This window comes from Pseudomonas sp. CDFA 610, from assembly GCF_021147865.1.
GTDB lineage: Bacteria > Pseudomonadota > Gammaproteobacteria > Pseudomonadales > Pseudomonadaceae > Aquipseudomonas > Aquipseudomonas alliivorans.
Window position 1 is genome coordinate 221,121 of sequence record NZ_JAGTPM010000004.1, and the last position, 18,417, is coordinate 239,537.

The 18,417-nt window shown below is 60.1% G+C and carries 13 protein-coding genes; 8 read left to right on the plus strand and 5 right to left on the minus strand.

Translation table 11 applies throughout. The features are described from left to right. Positions 1 to 43: 43 nt before the first annotated feature. The 8 genes from pilQ to hemE all read left to right on the plus strand — a co-directional run bounded on the left by pilQ (position 44) and on the right by hemE (position 14,262). Positions 44 to 2,143, plus strand: a complete 2,100-nt coding sequence (gene pilQ, locus KDX39_RS08930; RefSeq protein ID WP_231660080.1) for a type IV pilus secretin PilQ — start codon at positions 44 to 46, stop codon at positions 2,141 to 2,143. A gap of 4 nt (positions 2,144 to 2,147) precedes the next feature. Next, positions 2,148 to 2,666 (plus strand): shikimate kinase AroK, encoded by a 519-nt coding sequence (aroK, locus tag KDX39_RS08935; protein ID WP_004882714.1) that lies wholly within the window; start codon positions 2,148 to 2,150, stop codon positions 2,664 to 2,666. Positions 2,667 to 2,791: 125 nt separating this feature from the next. Further along, on the plus strand, positions 2,792 to 3,895 hold the full coding sequence (gene aroB / locus KDX39_RS08940; RefSeq protein ID WP_099229356.1) for a 3-dehydroquinate synthase: 1,104 nt from the start codon (positions 2,792 to 2,794) through the stop codon (positions 3,893 to 3,895). Between the two features lie 9 nt (positions 3,896 to 3,904). After that, complete coding sequence (locus KDX39_RS08945; protein WP_099229357.1) at positions 3,905 to 5,533, plus strand: SPOR domain-containing protein; 1,629 nt, start codon at positions 3,905 to 3,907, stop codon at positions 5,531 to 5,533. Positions 5,534 to 5,892: 359 nt separating this feature from the next. After that, entirely contained in the window at positions 5,893 to 10,338 is a 4,446-nt protein-coding gene (gene gltB / locus KDX39_RS08950; RefSeq protein ID WP_231660081.1) for a glutamate synthase large subunit, read from the plus strand. Between the two features lie 121 nt (positions 10,339 to 10,459). Then, positions 10,460 to 11,878: an FAD-dependent oxidoreductase gene (locus tag KDX39_RS08955; protein ID WP_231660082.1), complete on the plus strand. Its 1,419-nt coding sequence runs from the start codon at positions 10,460 to 10,462 to the stop codon at positions 11,876 to 11,878. Between the two features lie 418 nt (positions 11,879 to 12,296). Then, on the plus strand, positions 12,297 to 13,058 hold the full coding sequence (locus KDX39_RS08960; RefSeq protein WP_231660083.1) for a S1 family peptidase: 762 nt from the start codon (positions 12,297 to 12,299) through the stop codon (positions 13,056 to 13,058). 136 nt (positions 13,059 to 13,194) lie between these two features. Further along, positions 13,195 to 14,262, plus strand: coding sequence for a uroporphyrinogen decarboxylase (gene hemE, locus KDX39_RS08965; protein WP_210042576.1), 1,068 nt, complete (start codon positions 13,195 to 13,197; stop codon positions 14,260 to 14,262). 59 nt (positions 14,263 to 14,321) lie between these two features. Here hemE and KDX39_RS08970 read toward each other — a convergent pair whose 3' ends face one another. The 5 genes from KDX39_RS08970 to KDX39_RS08990 form a co-directional block, all read right to left on the minus strand. Further along, entirely contained in the window at positions 14,322 to 14,900 is a 579-nt protein-coding gene (locus tag KDX39_RS08970) for a lipocalin family protein (protein WP_099229362.1), read from the minus strand. A gap of 2 nt (positions 14,901 to 14,902) precedes the next feature. Then, positions 14,903 to 15,157, minus strand: coding sequence for an outer membrane protein assembly factor BamE domain-containing protein (gene bamE, locus KDX39_RS08975; RefSeq protein ID WP_004882706.1), 255 nt, complete (start codon positions 15,155 to 15,157; stop codon positions 14,903 to 14,905). Between the two features lie 134 nt (positions 15,158 to 15,291). Then, positions 15,292 to 15,894 carry a DUF924 family protein gene (locus KDX39_RS08980; RefSeq protein ID WP_099229363.1) on the minus strand — a complete coding sequence of 201 codons (603 nt, stop codon included), beginning with the start codon at positions 15,892 to 15,894 and terminating at the stop codon, positions 15,292 to 15,294. Positions 15,895 to 15,907: 13 nt separating this feature from the next. Further along, positions 15,908 to 16,918 (minus strand): class 1 fructose-bisphosphatase, encoded by a 1,011-nt coding sequence (locus tag KDX39_RS08985; RefSeq protein ID WP_099229364.1) that lies wholly within the window; start codon positions 16,916 to 16,918, stop codon positions 15,908 to 15,910. A 144-nt stretch (positions 16,919 to 17,062) separates the two neighbouring features. Next, positions 17,063 to 18,412 carry a DUF3999 domain-containing protein gene (locus tag KDX39_RS08990; protein WP_371321831.1) on the minus strand — a complete coding sequence of 450 codons (1,350 nt, stop codon included), beginning with the start codon at positions 18,410 to 18,412 and terminating at the stop codon, positions 17,063 to 17,065. Positions 18,413 to 18,417 lie beyond the last annotated feature (5 nt).

The window sequence follows — 18,417 nt, forward strand, 5'->3', positions numbered from 1 at the left end:
GGCAAGGCCAAGCATGTACAGCACCGCACAACGGAAATTGATCATGACCCGGATTCTCTCGATTATCGGCGTTTCGTTATGGATAGCGATGATTTCGCCGGTTCTCCAGGCCGCCAATCTCAAGACGCTCGATGTCGCGGCCCTGCCGGGTGATCGAATCGAGCTCAAGCTTTCCTTCGACGCACCGGTGCCCGCGCCACGTGGCTATACCACCGAGCAGCCTGCGCGCATCGCGCTGGACCTGCCGGGCGTGACCAGCCAGCTGGCGACCAAGAGCCGTGATCTGGGCGCAGGCAATGCCCGCAGTGTGGTGGTTGTTCAGGCCCAGGACCGCACGCGGGTCATCATCAACCTGACCACGCTTTCGCCTTACAGCTCACGTGTCGACGGCAACAACCTGTTCGTGGTGATCGGTCAGGGTGCGGCGGCAGCGCAGGCTTCCCAGCCGACCACGGCCAAGGGTGCTGCACGGGTCGCCGTGCCGCCGCCAACGCCTGCGTCGGCGCGGCCTTATGTGCCTGCGGGCGCCCGAGCCATTCGCAACGTCGACTTCCAGCGCGGTGAGCTGGGCGAAGGCAACGTGGTCATCGACCTGAGTAACGCCAGCATCGCGGCAGATATTCAGGAGCAGGGCGGCAAGATCCGTGTCGACTTCGCCAAGACGCAATTGCCCGACCCGTTGCGCGTGCGTCTGGATGTGAAGGACTTCGCCACACCCGTTCAATTTGTCAGCGCCACGGCGTCCGGCGACAAGGCCAGCATCTCCATCGAGCCGTCCGGTGCGTTCGATTACTCGGCGTTCCAGACCGAAAACAAATTGACCATCAGCGTGCGTCCATTGACCAATGAGGATGTAGACCGACGAGCGGCCGACAAGCCGGTCTACACCGGCGAGAAGTTGTCGCTGAATTTCCAGGACATTGATGTACGCTCGGTACTGCAGCTGATTGCCGATTTCACCAACCTCAACCTGGTCGCCAGTGACACGGTTCAGGGCGGTATCACCCTGCGTCTGCAGAACGTGCCGTGGGATCAGGCCCTGGACCTGGTGCTCAAGACCAAGGGCCTGGACAAGCGCAAGGTCGGCAGCGTGTTGCTGGTCGCGCCGGCTGATGAAATTGCCGCCCGTGAACGTCAGGAACTGGAGTCGCTCAAGCAGATTGCCGAGCTGGCGCCGCTGCGTCGGGAACTGCTGCAGGTCAACTACGCCAAGGCGGCGGACATTGCCAAGCTGTTCCAGTCGGTCACCAGCGCAGAGTCCAAGGCGGACGAGCGTGGCTCCATTACCGTGGATGAGCGCACCAACAACATCATTGCCTACCAGACTCAGGATCGACTCGACGAACTGCGCCGCATCGTCTCGCAGCTGGATATTCCAGTTCGTCAGGTGATGATCGAGGCGCGAATCGTTGAAGCCAACGTCGACTATGACAAGCAGATCGGCGTGCGCTGGGGCGGTCGAACCGACCGGTCTCGCAAGTGGAGCGTCGGCGGTCTCGACGATAACGGCGATGAGGCAGGCAATACGGGCAACGATCTGACCGCCAACATTCCGTTTGTGGATCTGGGCGCTCCTGATGCAACGGCGGGCGTGGGCATCGGTTTCCTGACCAACAATGCGCTGCTTGACCTTGAACTGAGTGCGATGGAAAAAACCGGTAACGGCGAAATCGTATCCCAGCCCAAGGTCGTCACCTCCGACAAGGAAACCGCAAAAATCCTTAAGGGCACAGAGATTCCGTATCAGGAGTCCAGCTCCAGTGGCGCCACGACGGTGAGCTTCAAGGAAGCGTCCCTGTCGCTGGAGGTTACGCCGCAGATTACGCCGGACAACCGCATCATCATGGAGGTCAAGGTCACCAAGGATGAGCCCGACTACCTCAATGCGGTCCTGGGCGTGCCTCCGATCAAGAAAAACGAGGTCAACGCCAAGGTGCTGATTTCCGACGGCGAGACCATCGTGATCGGTGGCGTGTTCTCCAATACGCAAAGTAAAGTTGTAGAGAAAGTGCCATTTCTCGGTGATGTGCCGTATCTTGGCCGCCTTTTCAGGCGCGACGTGGTAGCAGAGGCGAAATCCGAGCTGTTGGTATTTCTGACACCGCGTATCATGAACAACCAGGCGATTGCTGTGAGTCGTTGATTCTGTGCGAAATTTAATACTTGTGGGGCCGATGGGTGCTGGCAAGAGCACCATCGGCCGTTTGCTTGCCAAAGAGTTGCGACTGCCGTTCAAGGATTCCGACAAGGAAATCGAGTTGCGCACGGGTGCCAATATTCCCTGGATTTTCGACAAGGAAGGCGAACCGGGCTTTCGCGACCGTGAGCAGGCCATGATTGCAGAACTGTGCGAAGCCGATGGCGTTGTCCTGGCCACGGGCGGCGGGGCGGTCATGCGCAGCGAAAATCGTCAGGCGTTGCATGCTGGCGGGCGAGTGGTGTATCTGCACGCGTCGGTCGAGCAACAGGTCGGCCGGACGGCACGCGATCGTAATCGGCCTTTGTTGCGTACGGCGGATCCTGCTCGCGTGCTGGGCGAGTTGCTGGCCATTCGCGACCCGCTGTACCGGGAAATCGCCGACCTTGTGGTCGAAACCGACGAGCGGCCGCCGCGCATGGTGGTTCTGGACATCCTGGCTCGTCTTGCCGAGCTTCCTCCCCGTTAAAGCGCAGACAAAAATGCGCTATCCTCGGCGACCAATAAAACAGCGACGGTAAAGGGGCCGGCACAATGGCCATCCTGACGCACTCAGGTGTGCAACCGTCGAACCGGCAATCAACGTGGGGACACATGCAGACACTTAAGGTCGAGCTTGGTGAGCGTAGCTATCCGATCCATATCGGCGAAGGCCTTCTGGATCGTCCCGAACTCCTGACACCGCACATCGTCGGGCGCCAGGTGGCCATCGTGTCCAATACAACGGTCGCACCGCTGTATCTGGAGCGACTGACCCGCACGCTCGCCGGTTACAACGTTCTGCCGATCGTGCTTCCCGATGGCGAAGCGTTCAAGAACTGGGAAACCCTGCAAACCATTTTCGACGGTCTGCTGACGGCCCGTCATGACCGCCGCACAACGGTCATCGCGCTGGGTGGCGGCGTTATCGGTGACATGGCCGGGTTTGCCGCCGCGTGCTATCAGCGCGGCGTGAATTTCATCCAGATTCCGACCACGTTGCTGTCGCAGGTTGACTCCTCGGTGGGTGGCAAGACCGGCATCAATCATCCGCTGGGCAAGAACATGGTTGGTGCGTTCTATCAGCCCGGCGTCGTACTGATCGACACCACCTCGCTCAATACCCTGCCCGCGCGTGAGCTGTCTGCGGGACTTGCAGAAGTGATCAAGTACGGGCTGATCTGCGACGAGCCATTCCTGACCTGGCTCGAAGAGCATGTCGACGCGTTGCGCGGGCTGGATCAGGCTGCATTGACCACCGCCATCGAACGTTCCTGCGCGGCCAAGGCGCTGGTCGTCGGTGCCGACGAGCGCGAGTCGGGTGTGCGGGCGACATTGAACCTGGGTCACACATTTGGTCACGCCATCGAGACGCATATGGGCTATGGTGTCTGGCTGCATGGCGAGGCGGTTGCCGCCGGTACGGTCATGGCGCTGGAAATGTCCTCGCGTCTGGGCTGGATCAGCACGCAGGATCGCGATCGCGGCATACGTCTTTTCCAGCGTGCCGGTCTGCCGGTGGTGCCCCCGCAGGACATGACCGAAGAGCATTTCCTCGAACACATGGCAATCGACAAAAAAGTCATCGACGGGCGCCTGCGTCTGGTGCTCCTGCGTGAGATGGGTGAAGCGGTCATCACGGACGATTATCCAAAAGAAGTACTACAGGCCACTCTGGTTGCGGATTACCGCGCCCTGGTGGATCAGCTTAGAGGTTAACGGAAACCCATGACTAGTTTGCACGCCGACGAGGCCTTCCTCGGTCATTACCAGTTGAGTCATGACCCCTTTGCAGCGCGGGTACCTGGCTTCAAATTCTTCCCTGCCCAGCGCAAGCCGGTGCTGGGCCAGCTTCATCATCTGGCGCGTTACAGTCAGCTGTTGCTGGCGGTCACCGGTCCTCAGGGCAGCGGCAAGACCCTGCTGCGCCAGGCACTGGTGGCGAGTACCAACAAGCAATCGGTCCAGAGCGTGGTGGTTTCCGCGCGAGGCGCCAGCGATGCCGCCGGTGTGCTGCAACAGGTCGCACAGGCCCTGAGCGTTGCTCATGCCGAAATGCAGTCGATCCTTTCGCAGGTGGTTCAGCTCGGTCTGACGGGGCAGGAAGTGTACCTGCTGGTTGACGATGCGGAACAACTGGGCGATTCGGCGCTCGAAGCGTTGCTGGGGCTTGCAGCGGGTACGCCGGAAGGGCGCCCGCACGTGTTCCTGTTTGGTGAGCCGTCACTGCTCGATCGTCTCGATCAGTTGTGTGCCGAACTGCAGGGCGACGTTGAAGGCGAGCGCTTTCACGTCATCGAGTTGCAGCCTTATACGGAAGAAGAAACCCGGGAGTATCTGGCTCAACGTCTGGAGGGTGCAGGGCAGGGAATCGCATTGTTTACTGCCGACCAGATCACCGATATCCATGAACAGTCCGATGGCTGGCCTGGGGCGATCAACCAGGTGGCCCGCGATTCAATGATCGAGGCGATGATCGCAAGTCGTTCTGCGGTCAAGCGTCCAAGTGTGGGGTTCAACATGCCGAAAAAACACGTATTGGCTCTGGGGGCTGTCGTGCTCGTGGCCGTGGCAGCCGCTGTGCTGATCCCGGGACGTGGCGACAAGACGCCTGTCAATGACCCTGCTTCCGCTCAGGCGCAACTGCCTCTGGGGCAGGGCACGCCATCTGCCCAGCAATCGAACAACGGTGGTCCGGCCATCGAATTCGCAGGCAACTCCCAGCCGATGCCGTTGCCGCTGGGTGGCAATTCACAACCTGTCATGCGCGGCCCTCTGGCCGAGGCGGCGGGTTCGAGTGATTCCGATGAAGACGCGGTGCCATCGGGCTCGCCCGCTCAGCCTCCGACCGTAACCACGACTGCGCCGCCAGCAGGTGTTCCTGCGGGTCAGGCTGCGGCTCAGACGCCACGCTCGTCCATTCCTGCACCGACATCTCCCGCTCCGGTGACTCAGCCTGCACCGGCTGCCAAGCCTGCGCCAGCGCCGACTCAGGTGGCGACTGCCAAACCTGCTCCAGCGCCGGCCGCCAAGCCAGCCGAGAAGCCTGCTGCCGCCAAACCGGCTGCCGGTGGCAACTGGTACAGCGGTCAGGCACCAGGCCACTACGTGGTGCAGATCCTCGGCACCAGCTCCGAAGCGACTGCTCAGGCCTACGTGGCAGAGCAGGGCGGCGAATACCGTTACTTCAAGAAAACCCTGCAGGGCAAGCCGCTGTATGTGGTGACCTACGGTAACTTTTCTGACCGCGCTGCCGCCTTGGCAGCCATCAAGGTATTGCCAGCCAAGGTTCAGGCTGGTAAACCTTGGCCTCGTACTGTCGCAAGTATCCAACAAGAGCTTGGCGCCACTCGCTGAAGTCGCAGCGGCCTTATCCGGGCCGCTCACCCGGCAAACCTGACTTTACCCGCTTGAGCGCGCCGCCTTTTCGGGGCGCGCCTTGTGGCGTCTGCGTTACAAACGCTCCGCAGTCTCAGTCGCTTCAGTCAGATTCTTCAAGAAATACTTTGACTACCACAGCGACCCGCTTTAAAACTTTCATAATTGCGACATTGATTATCCACCAATCGTCGTTAAATTTGTGAGCCCTAGTGTCGCTGTGTACAATGACCTCCGTTTTGCCCGTCCGAAGCCGGCGTACGTTCGGCGTGTCAGGTAATTGGTTGAATTAAAAGGAAATTTGCCTCGCATAGAGGCAGCCTGGTGAGAAAGTGTCTATGAAAGCAGGTCTGTACCAACCAGATGAATTCAAGGATAACTGTGGTTTCGGCCTGATCGCACATATGCAAGGCGAGCCCAGTCATCACCTGTTGCAGACGGCTATCCAAGCCCTGACCTGCATGACCCACCGTGGTGGCATCAATGCCGACGGCAAGACCGGCGACGGTTGTGGTCTGCTGATTCAGAAGCCCGACGGCTTCCTGCGCGCGAAGGCCAAGGAACACTTCGGTGTCGATCTGCCCCGCCAATACGCCGTGGGCATGGTGTTCCTCAATCAGGATGACGCCAAAGCCGAAGTCGCACGCGAAAACATGAACCGCGAAATCCTGGCTGAGGGCCTGGAGCTGGTGGGCTGGCGCCAGGTGCCGATCGATACCAGCGTGCTGGGTCGTCTGGCGCTGGAGCGTCTGCCGAAGATCGAGCAGGTCTACATCGGCGGTGAAGGCCTCAGCGATCAGGAATTCGCGATCAAGCTGTTCAGTGCGCGTCGCCGTTCATCGGTTGCCAACGCCGCTGACACCGAGCACTACATCTGCAGTTTTTCGCACAAGACCATCATTTACAAAGGTCTGATGATGCCGGCCGATCTCACGGCCTTCTTCCCGGACCTGAGCGACGAGCGCCTGCAAACCGCGATCTGCGTGTTCCACCAGCGTTTCTCGACCAACACCCTGCCGAAATGGCCGCTGGCCCAGCCGTTCCGCTTCCTTGCCCACAACGGCGAGATCAACACCATTACCGGTAACCGTAACTGGGCTCAGGCGCGTCGTACCAAGTTCACCAACGACCTGATGGAACTGGATGAGCTGGGGCCGTTGGTCAACCGCGTCGGTTCCGACTCGTCGAGCATGGACAACATGCTCGAGCTGATGGTCACCGGTGGCATCGACCTGTTCCGTGGTGTGCGCATGATCATTCCGCCTGCGTGGCAGAACGTCGAGACCATGGACCCGGATCTGCGGGCCTTCTATGAATACAACTCCATGCACATGGAGCCGTGGGACGGCCCGGCCGGTGTCGTGATGACCGAAGGTCGCCATGCGGTCTGCCTGCTGGACCGTAACGGTCTGCGCCCGGCGCGCTGGGTCACCACCAAGAACGGTTACATCACCCTGGCGTCGGAAATCGGCGTGTGGGACTACAAGCCTGAGGACGTCATCGCCAAGGGCCGTGTCGGTCCGGGCCAGATTTTCGCGGTCGATACCGAGACCGGTCAGATTCTCGACACCGACGCCATCGATAACCGCCTCAAGTCACGTCATCCGTACAAGCAGTGGTTGCGCAAGAACGCCTTGCGCATTCAGGCGACCATGGAAGACAACGACCACGGTTCGGCTTTCTATAACAGCGACCAGCTCAAGCAGTACATGAAGATGTATCAGGTCACGTTCGAAGAGCGCGATCAGGTGCTGCGTCCGCTGGGCGAGCAGGGTCAGGAAGCCGTGGGTTCGATGGGTGACGACACGCCGATGGCCGTGCTGTCACGTCGTGTGCGCTCGCCTTACGACTACTTTCGTCAGCAGTTCGCGCAGGTCACCAACCCGCCGATCGACCCGCTGCGTGAAGCCATCGTCATGTCGCTGGAAATCTGCCTCGGTGCCGAGCGCAACATTTTCCAGGAGTCGCCTGAGCACGCTTCACGGGTGATCCTCAGCTCGCCGGTCATTTCTCCGGCCAAGTGGCGCTCGCTGATGAACCTGGATCGTCCGGGCTTCGAACGCTACATCATCGACCTGAACTACGACGAACAGATGGGCCTTGAAGCCGCAGTCCGCAACGTCGCCGATCAGGCCGAAGAAGCGGTGCGTTCCGGTCATACCCTGATCGTGCTGAGCGACCGTCATATTGCGCCGGGCAAACTGCCGGTTCACGCATCGCTGGCGGTTGGCGCGGTTCACCACCGCCTGACCGAGCAGGGCCTGCGTTGCGACAGCAACATTCTGGTCGAAACCGCGACCGCCCGTGACCCGCATCACTTTGCGGTGTTGATCGGTTTCGGTGCGTCGGCGGTCTATCCGTTCCTGGCCTACGAAGTGCTGGGCGACCTGATCCGCACTGGCGAAGTGCTGGGCGATCTGTACGAAGTTTTCAAGAATTACCGTAAAGGCATCACCAAGGGCCTGCTCAAGATCCTGTCCAAGATGGGCATCTCGACCGTTGCGTCCTACCGTGGTGCGCAGCTGTTCGAAGCCATTGGCTTGTCCGAAGAAGTCTGCAACACCAGTTTCCGTGGTGTGCCGAGCCGTCTGAAGGGCGCGCGTTTCGTGGACATCGAAGCCGAGCAGAAAGCCTTGGCGGCCGAAGCCTGGAGCCCGCGCAAGCCGATCCAGCAAGGCGGTCTGCTCAAGTTCGTGTTCGGTGGCGAATACCACGCCTACAACCCGGACGTGGTCAGCACCCTGCAGGCTGCCGTGCAGCAGGGCGACTACAGCAAGTTCAAGGAATACACCTCGCTGGTGGACAAGCGTCCGGTGTCGATGATTCGCGACCTGCTGCAGGTCAAGACCCTCGACCAGCCGCTGAGCATCGACGAGATCGAGCCGCTGCCCGAGATTCTCAAGCGTTTCGACTCGGCGGGTATCTCGCTGGGCGCACTGTCGCCCGAGGCGCACGAAGCGCTGGCCGAGGCGATGAACCGTCTGGGTGCCCGCTCCAACTCCGGAGAAGGCGGCGAAGACCCGGCTCGCTACGGCACCATCCGTAGCTCCAAGATCAAGCAGATTGCGACAGGTCGTTTCGGCGTGACGCCGGAATACCTGGTCAACGCCGACGTGCTGCAGATCAAGGTCGCTCAGGGCGCCAAGCCTGGCGAAGGCGGGCAGTTGCCGGGCGGCAAGGTCAACGGTCTGATCGCCAAGCTGCGTTATGCAGTGCCGGGCGTCACTCTGATCTCGCCACCACCGCACCATGACATCTATTCCATTGAAGACTTGTCGCAGCTGATTTTCGACCTCAAGCAGGTCAACCCGGCGGCGCTGGTCTCGGTCAAGCTAGTGGCGGAAGCGGGCGTTGGCACGATTGCGGCCGGTGTCGCCAAAGCTTACGCCGACCTGATCACCATTTCCGGTTATGACGGCGGTACGGGTGCTTCGCCACTGACCTCCATCAAGTACGCCGGTGCGCCGTGGGAGCTGGGACTGGCCGAAACTCACCAGACCCTGCGCGGCAACGATCTGCGCGGCAAGGTCCGCGTGCAGACCGACGGCGGCCTGAAAACCGGCCTCGACGTGATCAAGGCTGCGATTCTGGGTGCCGAGAGCTTCGGCTTCGGCACAGCGCCAATGATCGCGCTGGGCTGCAAATACCTGCGTATCTGCCACCTGAATAACTGCGCCACCGGCGTCGCGACCCAGAACGAGAAGCTGCGCAAGGATCACTACATCGGCACGGTCGATATGGTGATCAACTTCTTCACTTACGTGGCTGAAGAAACGCGCGAGTGGCTGGCAAAACTGGGCGTTCGCTCGCTGGAAGAGCTGATCGGCCGTACCGATCTGCTGGAAATGCTGCCGGGCGAAACCGAGAAGCAGCAGCATCTGGACCTGACGCCGTTGCTGGGCAGCGACCACATTCCAGCTGACAAGCCTCAGTTCAGTCTGGTGGATCGCAACCCGCCATTCGACAAGGGCCTGCTGGCCGAGAAGATGGTAGAGCTGGCCAAACCGGCCATCGAAGCCCTCAGCGGCGGCGAGTACGAGATGGATATCTGCAACTGCGACCGTTCCATCGGCGCGCGGATTTCCGGCGAAATCGCCCGTCTGCATGGCAACCAGGGCATGAACAAGGCGCCGATCACGTTCCGCTTCAAGGGCACGGCCGGTCAGAGTTTTGGCGTGTGGAACGCCGGTGGCCTGAACATGTACCTGGAAGGCGATGCCAACGACTACGTCGGCAAAGGCATGACCGCTGGCAAGCTGGTGATCGTGCCGCCCAAGGGCAGCCCGTTCAAGACCAACGAAAGCGCGATCATCGGCAACACCTGCCTGTATGGCGCGACCGGCGGCAAGCTGTTCGCGGCGGGCACGGCGGGTGAGCGTTTCGCGGTGCGTAACTCCGGCGCCCACACGGTTGTGGAGGGCACGGGCGACCATTGCTGCGAATACATGACCGGCGGCTTCGTCTGTGTCCTCGGCAAGACCGGCTACAACTTCGGTTCCGGCATGACCGGCGGTTTCGCCTACGTGCTGGATCAGGACAACACGTTCGTCGACCGCGTCAATCATGAGCTGGTTGAAATCCAGCGCATCAGCGGCGAGGCGATGGAGGCGTATCGCACTCACCTGCAGAGCGTGCTGAACGAGTACGTCGCGGAAACCGACAGTGAATGGGGTCGTAACCTTGCGGAAAATCTGGACGACTACCTGCGTCGTTTCTGGTTGGTCAAGCCCAAGGCTGCCAACCTGAAGTCGCTGCTCTCCAGCACCCGGGCGAACCCGCAATAAGCGCAACTGCACGCGGCGTGTCTCACGCCGCACGACCACAGCAGTGCGCGAACGCCTGCGAACATGATTTCCTGCAGCTTCATGGCCATGGCCTGAAGCTGTCGTGTAGAGGTTCTAGAGAATGGCCGAGCGTCTAAGTAACGACTTTCAGTTCATCGATGTCGGGCGTAAAGACCCGAAGAAGAAGCTGCTGCGTCAGCGCAAGAAAGAGTTCGTAGAGATCTACGAACCCTTCAAGCCCCAGCAGTCCGCCGATCAGGCGCACCGTTGCCTGGGCTGCGGTAACCCGTATTGCGAATGGAAGTGCCCGGTGCACAACTTCATTCCCAACTGGCTCAAGCTGGTGGCCGAGGGCAACATCCTGGCGGCCGCCGAACTGTCGCACCAGACCAATACGCTGCCGGAAGTCTGCGGTCGCGTGTGTCCGCAGGACCGTCTGTGCGAGGGTGCCTGCACCCTGAACGACGGCTTCGGCGCCGTGACCATCGGATCGGTGGAGAAGTACATCACCGACACAGCCTTCGCCATGGGCTGGCGTCCTGATATGTCCAAAGTCGTACCCACCGGCAAGCGCGTGGCAATCATCGGCGCCGGTCCCGCTGGCCTGGGTTGCGCCGATGTACTGGTGCGTGGCGGTGTGACGCCAGTGGTGTTCGACAAGAACCCGGAAATCGGCGGTCTGCTGACCTTTGGTATTCCCGAGTTCAAACTCGAAAAGAGCGTGCTGAGCCATCGTCGCGAAGTGTTCACCGGTATGGGTATCGAGTTCCGCCTCAATACCGAAATCGGCAAGGACGTCACCATCGACCAGTTGCTCGAAGAGTACGATGCCGTTTTCATGGGGATGGGCACCTACACCTACATGAAGGGCGGCTTTGCCGGTGAAGACCTGCCAGGCGTGCACGATGCGCTCGACTTCCTGATCGCCAACGTGAATCGCAATCTTGGCTTCGAAAAGTCGCCTGAAGATTTCGTCGACATGAAAGGCAAGCGGGTCGTTGTGCTCGGCGGTGGTGACACGGCGATGGACTGCAACCGTACGTCGATCCGTCAGGGTGCCAAGTCGGTGACCTGCGCCTATCGTCGTGACGAAGAAAACATGCCGGGTTCGCGCAAGGAAGTGAAGAACGCCAAGGAAGAGGGCGTGAAGTTTCTCTATAACCGTCAGCCGATCGCTATCGTTGGCGAAGACAAGGTCGAAGGCGTGAAAGTGGTCGAGACACGTCTCGGCGAGCCGGATGCCCGTGGTCGCCGCAGCCCCGAGCCGATTCCGGGTTCCGAGGAGATCATCCCGGCCGACGCCGTGGTCATCGCCTTCGGTTTCCGTCCGAGCCCGGCGGCCTGGTTCGAGTCGTCCACCATCAACACCGACAGCCAGGGCCGCGTGATTGCGCCGGAGCAGTCTCAGTACAAGCACCAGACCAGCAACCCGAAAATCTTCGCCGGTGGCGACATGGTTCGTGGGTCCGACCTGGTGGTTACCGCGATCTTCGAAGGCCGTAATGCGGCTGAAGGGATTCTGGATTACCTGGGCGTTTGATGGTTTCGGCGCTGTAAATCGAGAGCGTCAAGCGTTCAGTCCGCAACTGCCTTATCTGATCGCCCCAACAACTTACCCTGTGGGAGGGGGCTTGCCCGCGATGAACGGTGACACAGATCGTCTGACACACCGCGCCGACTTCATCGCCGGCAAGCCGCCTTCCACGATGCAGCGTTTATTCAGTCAATCATCTGTTGTATGGCGGGCGCAGTTTCCGCTTCTCAAGTCTGACCAGCCTTCATCAGGCTGTTTCCCCGTCTTTGCTGTCAGTTCTGACAGTTCCCGCTTCCGACTCATTTCGTTTTACTGAAAACCGGTCCAGCGAGTCATGACTCGCCTGACAGGCCGCAATCTCGACGTGCGTTGCAGGATCGCAGCGGCGTTACAACGAAATTCAGTCACGATCAGGGAGTTGATCATGAACAAGCTACTCGCATTAATTTTTCTGGTCGCCACACTGGGTGGTTGTGTCGCAGACCGTTCCACCGACGGCATTGGAAAGATCATCGGCGGTGAGCCCGCACCTCGCGGGCAATACCCGTTTTTTGCGGCACTGGTCAAGGAAGATGGTGCTCATATCTGTGGTGGTGCGCTGATTGCACCTCAATGGGTTTTGACCGCTGAGCACTGTCTGCGCGACACTCAGGCGCGCCTGGTCAGTATCGGTCTTGAGCAGTATCGACCCAAACTCATCGAGAAAGAGCGCATCGCAATCGGCAATATTTTTCCTCATGCGGATTCGAACCGGGGCCAATACGACATCGCTCTGGTCAAGCTGACCCGTCCAGCACAGAGCACCGATTTCCTTAAGCTGGACAGCGATCAGGCACCTGTCCCGCTCAAGGATGGCTCTCCAGTTACGCTGATCGGGCTGGGTAGAACCGACGCCGGCGAATTGTCCGATGTCCTTTACCAAGGACAGGGCCGTGTACTGACTGAGGTGCGGTGCATCTACGTTCCAGAAGGCTACCCCGACACCAACTTCAATCCGGAAAACAACATCTGCGCGGGCTACAATCAGGCGGGTGGTGATTCCGGAGGGCCTCTCCTGTATCGGGTTGGAAATGACTATGTCGGAGTCGGACTGGTCAGTCGTACGCTGTTCGATGGCGCCGGTCAGTACACGCGCGTGTCTTTTTTTGACGACTGGATAAAAAACATCATGCAATCCAACCCTTAAAAGTCAGGGCTGAGTGACTTCAGTCACCCACCGGCTCCTGCGGCAAATCGACCCGATAGATAAAAGGCACGGCTCTTGCCGTGCCTTTTGCGTCGCGCTCTGAGAAAATGCCCGCACTTTTATAGCGGATGCCGACATGACTGCCCTGAAGAACGACCGTTTCCTGCGCGCCCTGCTCAAGCAACCCGTGGACATGACCCCTGTCTGGATGATGCGTCAGGCGGGCCGCTATCTGCCCGAGTACCGTGCCAGCCGTGCCAGCGCCGGGGACTTCATGAGCCTGTGCAAGAACCCGCAGTTCGCCTGTGAAGTCACGCTGCAGCCGCTGGATCGCTACCCGCTGGACGCGGCGATCCTGTTCTCCGATATTCTGACCATTCCCGATGCGATGGGGCTGGGTCTGTATTTCGAAACCGGTGAAGGCCCGCGATTCAAGAAGACCGTCAGCACACTGGCTGACATCGAAGCCCTGCCGATCCCTGACGCGCAGAAGGATCTGGGTTACGTGATGGACGCGGTCAGCACCATCCGCCGCGAACTCAATGGTCGCGTTCCGCTGATCGGCTTTGCCGGCAGTCCGTGGACACTGGCGACCTACATGGTCGAAGGCGGCTCTTCGAAGGACTTCCGTAAATCCAAGGCGATGCTCTACGACAACCCGCAAGCCATGCACCTGTTGCTGGACAAGCTGGCGCAGTCGGTTACCACTTACCTCAATGGCCAGATTCTGGCGGGTGCGCAGGCGGTGCAGATTTTCGACAGTTGGGGCGGCAGCCTGTCTTCGGCGGCGTATCAGGAGTTTTCTCTGGCGTACATGCGCAAGATCGTCAACGGCCTGATCCGCGAGCATGACGGTCGCAAGGTGCCGGTGATTCTGTTCACCAAGGGTGGCGGATTGTGGCTGGAAAGCATTGCCGATGCCGGTGCCGATGCACTGGGGCTGGACTGGACCTGCGACATCGGTGAAGCGCGTCGGCGTGTCGGCAGCAAGGTTTCATTGCAGGGCAACATGGACCCAACCGTGCTGTATGCGCGTCCTGAAGCGATCCGCCAGGAAGTCGCACGTATTCTCGCCAGCTACGGCAGCGGCACCGGTCATGTGTTCAATCTGGGTCATGGCATTACGCCGGAAGTCGACCCCGCGAATGCGGGCGCTTTCATCGAGGCGGTGCACGAATTGTCGGCGCAGTATCACCAGAACTGAGTCGTCATTGCCTGATCGTGCCTGTCGGTGGGCACGATCAGACTTCTCCGCTTGAACCGTTACTTCGCTTCTTTGCCAATCTTCGAATCATCCTCGCGCCAGATCAGGCGTGAGGTGTCGTAACCCTGTTGGCGAGCCTTGCTCAGCATGTCCTGTTTGACCGATTCGGAGACGGTCGGCGTGCGCGACAGCAGCCAAAGGTATTTGCGGTCCGGGTTGCCGACCACGGCGGTCTTGTAGCCGTTGCCGATGTCCAGTACCCAGTAATCACCCTTGGCGACGCCCGGCAGCAGACGCGAGAACCAGTTGTCGAACACGACCCACAATTTGTCGGTCTTGCCCGGCACCTGCGGTGTCGCTGTGCCGGTCGCTTCCTGCCACTCGCCCTCGAGGGTGCGGCAGCGGTTGGTTACGGCAATAGTGCCGTCATCCTTGAGTGCGTAATGGGCTTCGGACTGGGCGCACTTGCGCTGGAAGAACATCGGCAGGCGCGCCAGCTCGTACCAGGTGCCCTGATACTGCTTGAGATCGACGCTGTCGACTGTCCTCGGCTCGAGGTTGTCAGCCGAGTGTGCAAAGCCGATTGCCAAGAAACTGGCCATCACGAAGATACCAAACCGAACGAGTACCTTGATCATGTTTATTTGAGGCCCTGGCCCGAGAACAGCACGACCTTGTCGGCTGCGTACTGGACGCTGATGAAGGTGTTCTGATCACCCCAAGTGCAACTGGACATGCCTAGCGCGCCTGAGCACTCGGTCGGGCTGCCCAGCAGGGACTCGACCTGAGCCTTGGGCATGCCAGCGGAGAGCTTGGCGTAATTCTCCTGGGTGATTTTGCTGCACGCAGCCAGAAACACGCAAAACGACAGTAACGCGACATAGCGCAAGGACATGGATGTAGCTCCTGAACGGAAGGGGGTCGCGTCGCAACGAAGGCTGATGCAGCCTGACGCTGGCGCAATACCGAAAGCTTAGAAGAGAAAAACCCGATCTGGTTCCCGGCAGGCGCGAGGATTTATCTGGCTGATCAGAAGCTTGAGCCGGGCTTCTTGAGAAATTCTATCTCTTCGTCGGTCGATGACCTGCCCAGAATGGCATTGCGATGCGGAAAGCGCCCAAAGCGGGCAATGATCTTCTGATGGCGTTCGGCGTAATCCAGACTGCTCTTGAAGTAGTCTCTATCCGTGGCGGGCAGCAGGGGAAGCAGGCGGGCAAAGCAGGCGATGGCCCGGTTCTGATCGGCGAGGTCTTCACTGTGTTCCAGCACCAGATAGATAAAGGTGCGCTGCAACGGATCCAGATGCTGATCGCGCTCCAGCTTCAAGCCGTGTTTGACCAGTGACTGCGCACGCGAGTCGCCGGCAAAGGCTTTGGGGGTGTCGCGATGGATCATGCGCGGCAGTTGATCGAGCAACAGGATCAACGCCAGCCAGCCCTTGGGGTTTTCCGCCCATTCGGCCAGTCCACCTGAAAGAGCCTTTTCGACCTGATCACCAAAGCGCTCTCGCGCTTCGGTGTCATTGGCTTTTTTCTTGCCGAACCAGAGCGTGTTTCTGGATTTCACCACTTCAGTGGGCGATTCGGCAGAGCCGAACCACCAGTCGAGCAGCGGCAGCCAGGGCGCACGCATCGGTCTGTTCCTCTTACTCTTTGTGGTAAGCGGTGGCGCGCTCGACTTCCTGCTTCGAGCCCAGGAACACCGCGACACGCTGGTGCAGGCCTTCAGGCTGAATGTCGAGAATGCGCTGATGGCCATCAGTGGACGCGCCGCCTGCCTGTTCAACGAGGAACGACATCGGGTTGGCTTCGTACATCAGGCGCAGTTTGCCCGGCTTGGAAGGCTCGCGACTGTCACGTGGGTACATGAACAGACCACCGCGGGTCAGGATGCGGTGCACGTCGGCAACCATCGCCGCGACCCAGCGCATGTTGTAGTTCTTCTTCAACGGACCTTCTTCACCTTGCAGCAACTCTTCCACGTAACGCTGAACCGGGGCTTCCCAGTGGCGCTGGTTGGACATGTTGATGGCGAATTCCTGAGTGGTCTCGGGAATGGTGATGTCTTCGTGAGTCAATACGAAGCTGCCCATTTCGCGGTCCAGCGTGAAGCCTTTGACGCCGTCACCCAGGGTCAGGATCAGCATTGTCTGTGGACCGTAGATCGCATAACCGGCAGCGACCTGCTCGGTGCCTGGCTGCAGGAAAGCCTTTTCGTTCAGGGCTTCGTTCTGGCTCAGGTACTGATTCGGGCAGCGCAGCACGGAGAAGATGGTGCCGACCGGCGCGTTGATGTCGATGTTGGACGAACCGTCCAATGGGTCGAACACCAGCAGGTAGGCGCCTTTAGGGTATTTGCCGGGAATCTGGTAGGCATTGTCCATTTCTTCGGACGCCATGCCTGCCAGGTGACCGCCCCATTCGTTGGCTTCCAGCAGGATTTCGTTGGAGATCACGTCGAGCTTTTTCTGTACTTCGCCCTGCACGTTCTCGGTACCCATGCTGCCGAGTACGCCGCCCAGCGCGCCTTTGGAGACGGCGTGGCTGATTTCCTTGCATGCTCGCGCCACTACTTCGATCAGGAAGCGCAGATCGGCAGGAGTGTTGTTGCTGCGGGTCTGCTCAATCAAGTAGCGACTTAGTGTAACGCGGGACATGGATAGCTCCGAAAATAGGGGGTATGAAAACCCGCGCAGTTTAACGCGAGTAGCGACGTAATACTGCTATCAGACTGGCTTATGACTGTTTCAGTTCATACGCCGGATCAGCGTAGCTGGAATCCGGCGGTCCTGGATGGCCTGTCAGCGTTTCGACGCGCGCAAGGTGCTCATCGCCATCCAGCCCAGAAAAAGCACGCCCAGCACCAGCACGGCCCAGAGTCCGATGCGCTTGAAGTCGATGCTTTCCTGTACTGCCGGCAACGGGGCAGCCATGTTGGCGACCGCAGCGGTGGTCGGTTTCGCCGTGCCGAGCGCGGCTAGTTTCTGCGGGGTGAAATCGGGAATGAGCGTCGCCAGCGAGAGGTTGGCGGCCTTGACGGAGGTATTGCCTACCGCGAGGGTGAACGGCCCGTTGCCCCGCGCCAGAAACACCACTTCGCTGGCTCGCACGGCGACACTCAGTGCTGGCGCTTCGGTGCCCAGTCCGCCACCGCGGTCATCGACCACCAGTTTGAGTTGCCGGACGATGCGCCCGGACAATTGCAACTGATCCTGAACCACATCGCTGCCATTTTGCGTCAGGCGATACAGCAGCCCGCTGCTGACCGGTTGCCAGGGCTGTCTGATGTCGTTGCGGGCATAGAGAGTGCCCGGTGCGAGGCTGTTGGGCTGGGCGATGTCGACTTTTACACGCTCGACCGGCAGGCCCGCAGGCAGCTCCCAGACATATTCGTTGGCCTTTTCGACCTTGCCGGCGACCGGTGGTGACCAGGTCAGCGGCGGGGTTGGCGTTTCGCTGTCAGCGGCAAACAGGTGGGCCGAAATCAGCGTGGGTGCGCTGTGCGGCGAGCGCCACAACAGACGCAGATAGCGAGCGCTCTGACCGGGCAGACCGACTTCACGCTGATCGACCACTTCGTCGGCGAACGAAAGACGTGCAACCTGTCCCTCACCCCAGTCGCGCCAGTGCTGAAGGTCATCGCTGGCCTCAATGCTGAAACTCTGGAAGCCTTCGCGCTCGGCGCTCCAGTCGATGATCAACTGTTCAAGCGGGGCCGTAATCGCGCTGGTGTCCAGCAGCCAGCCACGCAGCACTTCTTCGCCCGCCTCGATGTCGCTTTGCGGCTGGACCTCGATCACCGTGCCATTGGTGGCGCGCTCGATGCGAATGACCGGCGGAGCGTCACCGGCTTCCTGGGTGCTGTAGAGCGCGAACCATTTGACCGGAATCGGCGTGGGCTCCTGTTCCTGCGAAGCCTGCTTCTGATTCAGGGCATACGCCTGAGGCTGACCTTCGTTATTGAAAACGCGCAGATCGCTCAGGTCGGCCTGCCGCGCATTGAGCTGGACCGAAAGCGGCAGTTCGATGCGATACCAAGGGCCGTCACCGCTCAGGGTCAGCGGCGTCTGGCTGGCGAAATCGGCCGGTTTGTCTTGAGCATGGGCGGCCATCGTCGTGCACAGGGTCATGCCGAGCACAGCGATTTTCAAGGTTG

Coding starts and splice junctions, on each gene's coding strand:
- pilQ (WP_231660080.1), top strand. CDS start 44: ATGACCCGGATTCTCTCGATTATCGGCGTTTCGTTATGGATAGCGATG.
- aroB (WP_099229356.1), top strand. CDS start 2,792: ATGCAGACACTTAAGGTCGAGCTTGGTGAGCGTAGCTATCCGATCCAT.
- KDX39_RS08945 (WP_099229357.1), top strand. CDS start 3,905: ATGACTAGTTTGCACGCCGACGAGGCCTTCCTCGGTCATTACCAGTTG.
- gltB (WP_231660081.1), top strand. CDS start 5,893: ATGAAAGCAGGTCTGTACCAACCAGATGAATTCAAGGATAACTGTGGT.
- KDX39_RS08955 (WP_231660082.1), top strand. CDS start 10,460: ATGGCCGAGCGTCTAAGTAACGACTTTCAGTTCATCGATGTCGGGCGT.
- KDX39_RS08960 (WP_231660083.1), top strand. CDS start 12,297: ATGAACAAGCTACTCGCATTAATTTTTCTGGTCGCCACACTGGGTGGT.
- hemE (WP_210042576.1), top strand. CDS start 13,195: ATGACTGCCCTGAAGAACGACCGTTTCCTGCGCGCCCTGCTCAAGCAA.
- KDX39_RS08970 (WP_099229362.1), bottom strand. CDS start 14,900: ATGATCAAGGTACTCGTTCGGTTTGGTATCTTCGTGATGGCCAGTTTC.
- bamE (WP_004882706.1), bottom strand. CDS start 15,157: ATGTCCTTGCGCTATGTCGCGTTACTGTCGTTTTGCGTGTTTCTGGCT.
- KDX39_RS08980 (WP_099229363.1), bottom strand. CDS start 15,894: ATGCGTGCGCCCTGGCTGCCGCTGCTCGACTGGTGGTTCGGCTCTGCC.
- KDX39_RS08985 (WP_099229364.1), bottom strand. CDS start 16,918: ATGTCCCGCGTTACACTAAGTCGCTACTTGATTGAGCAGACCCGCAGC.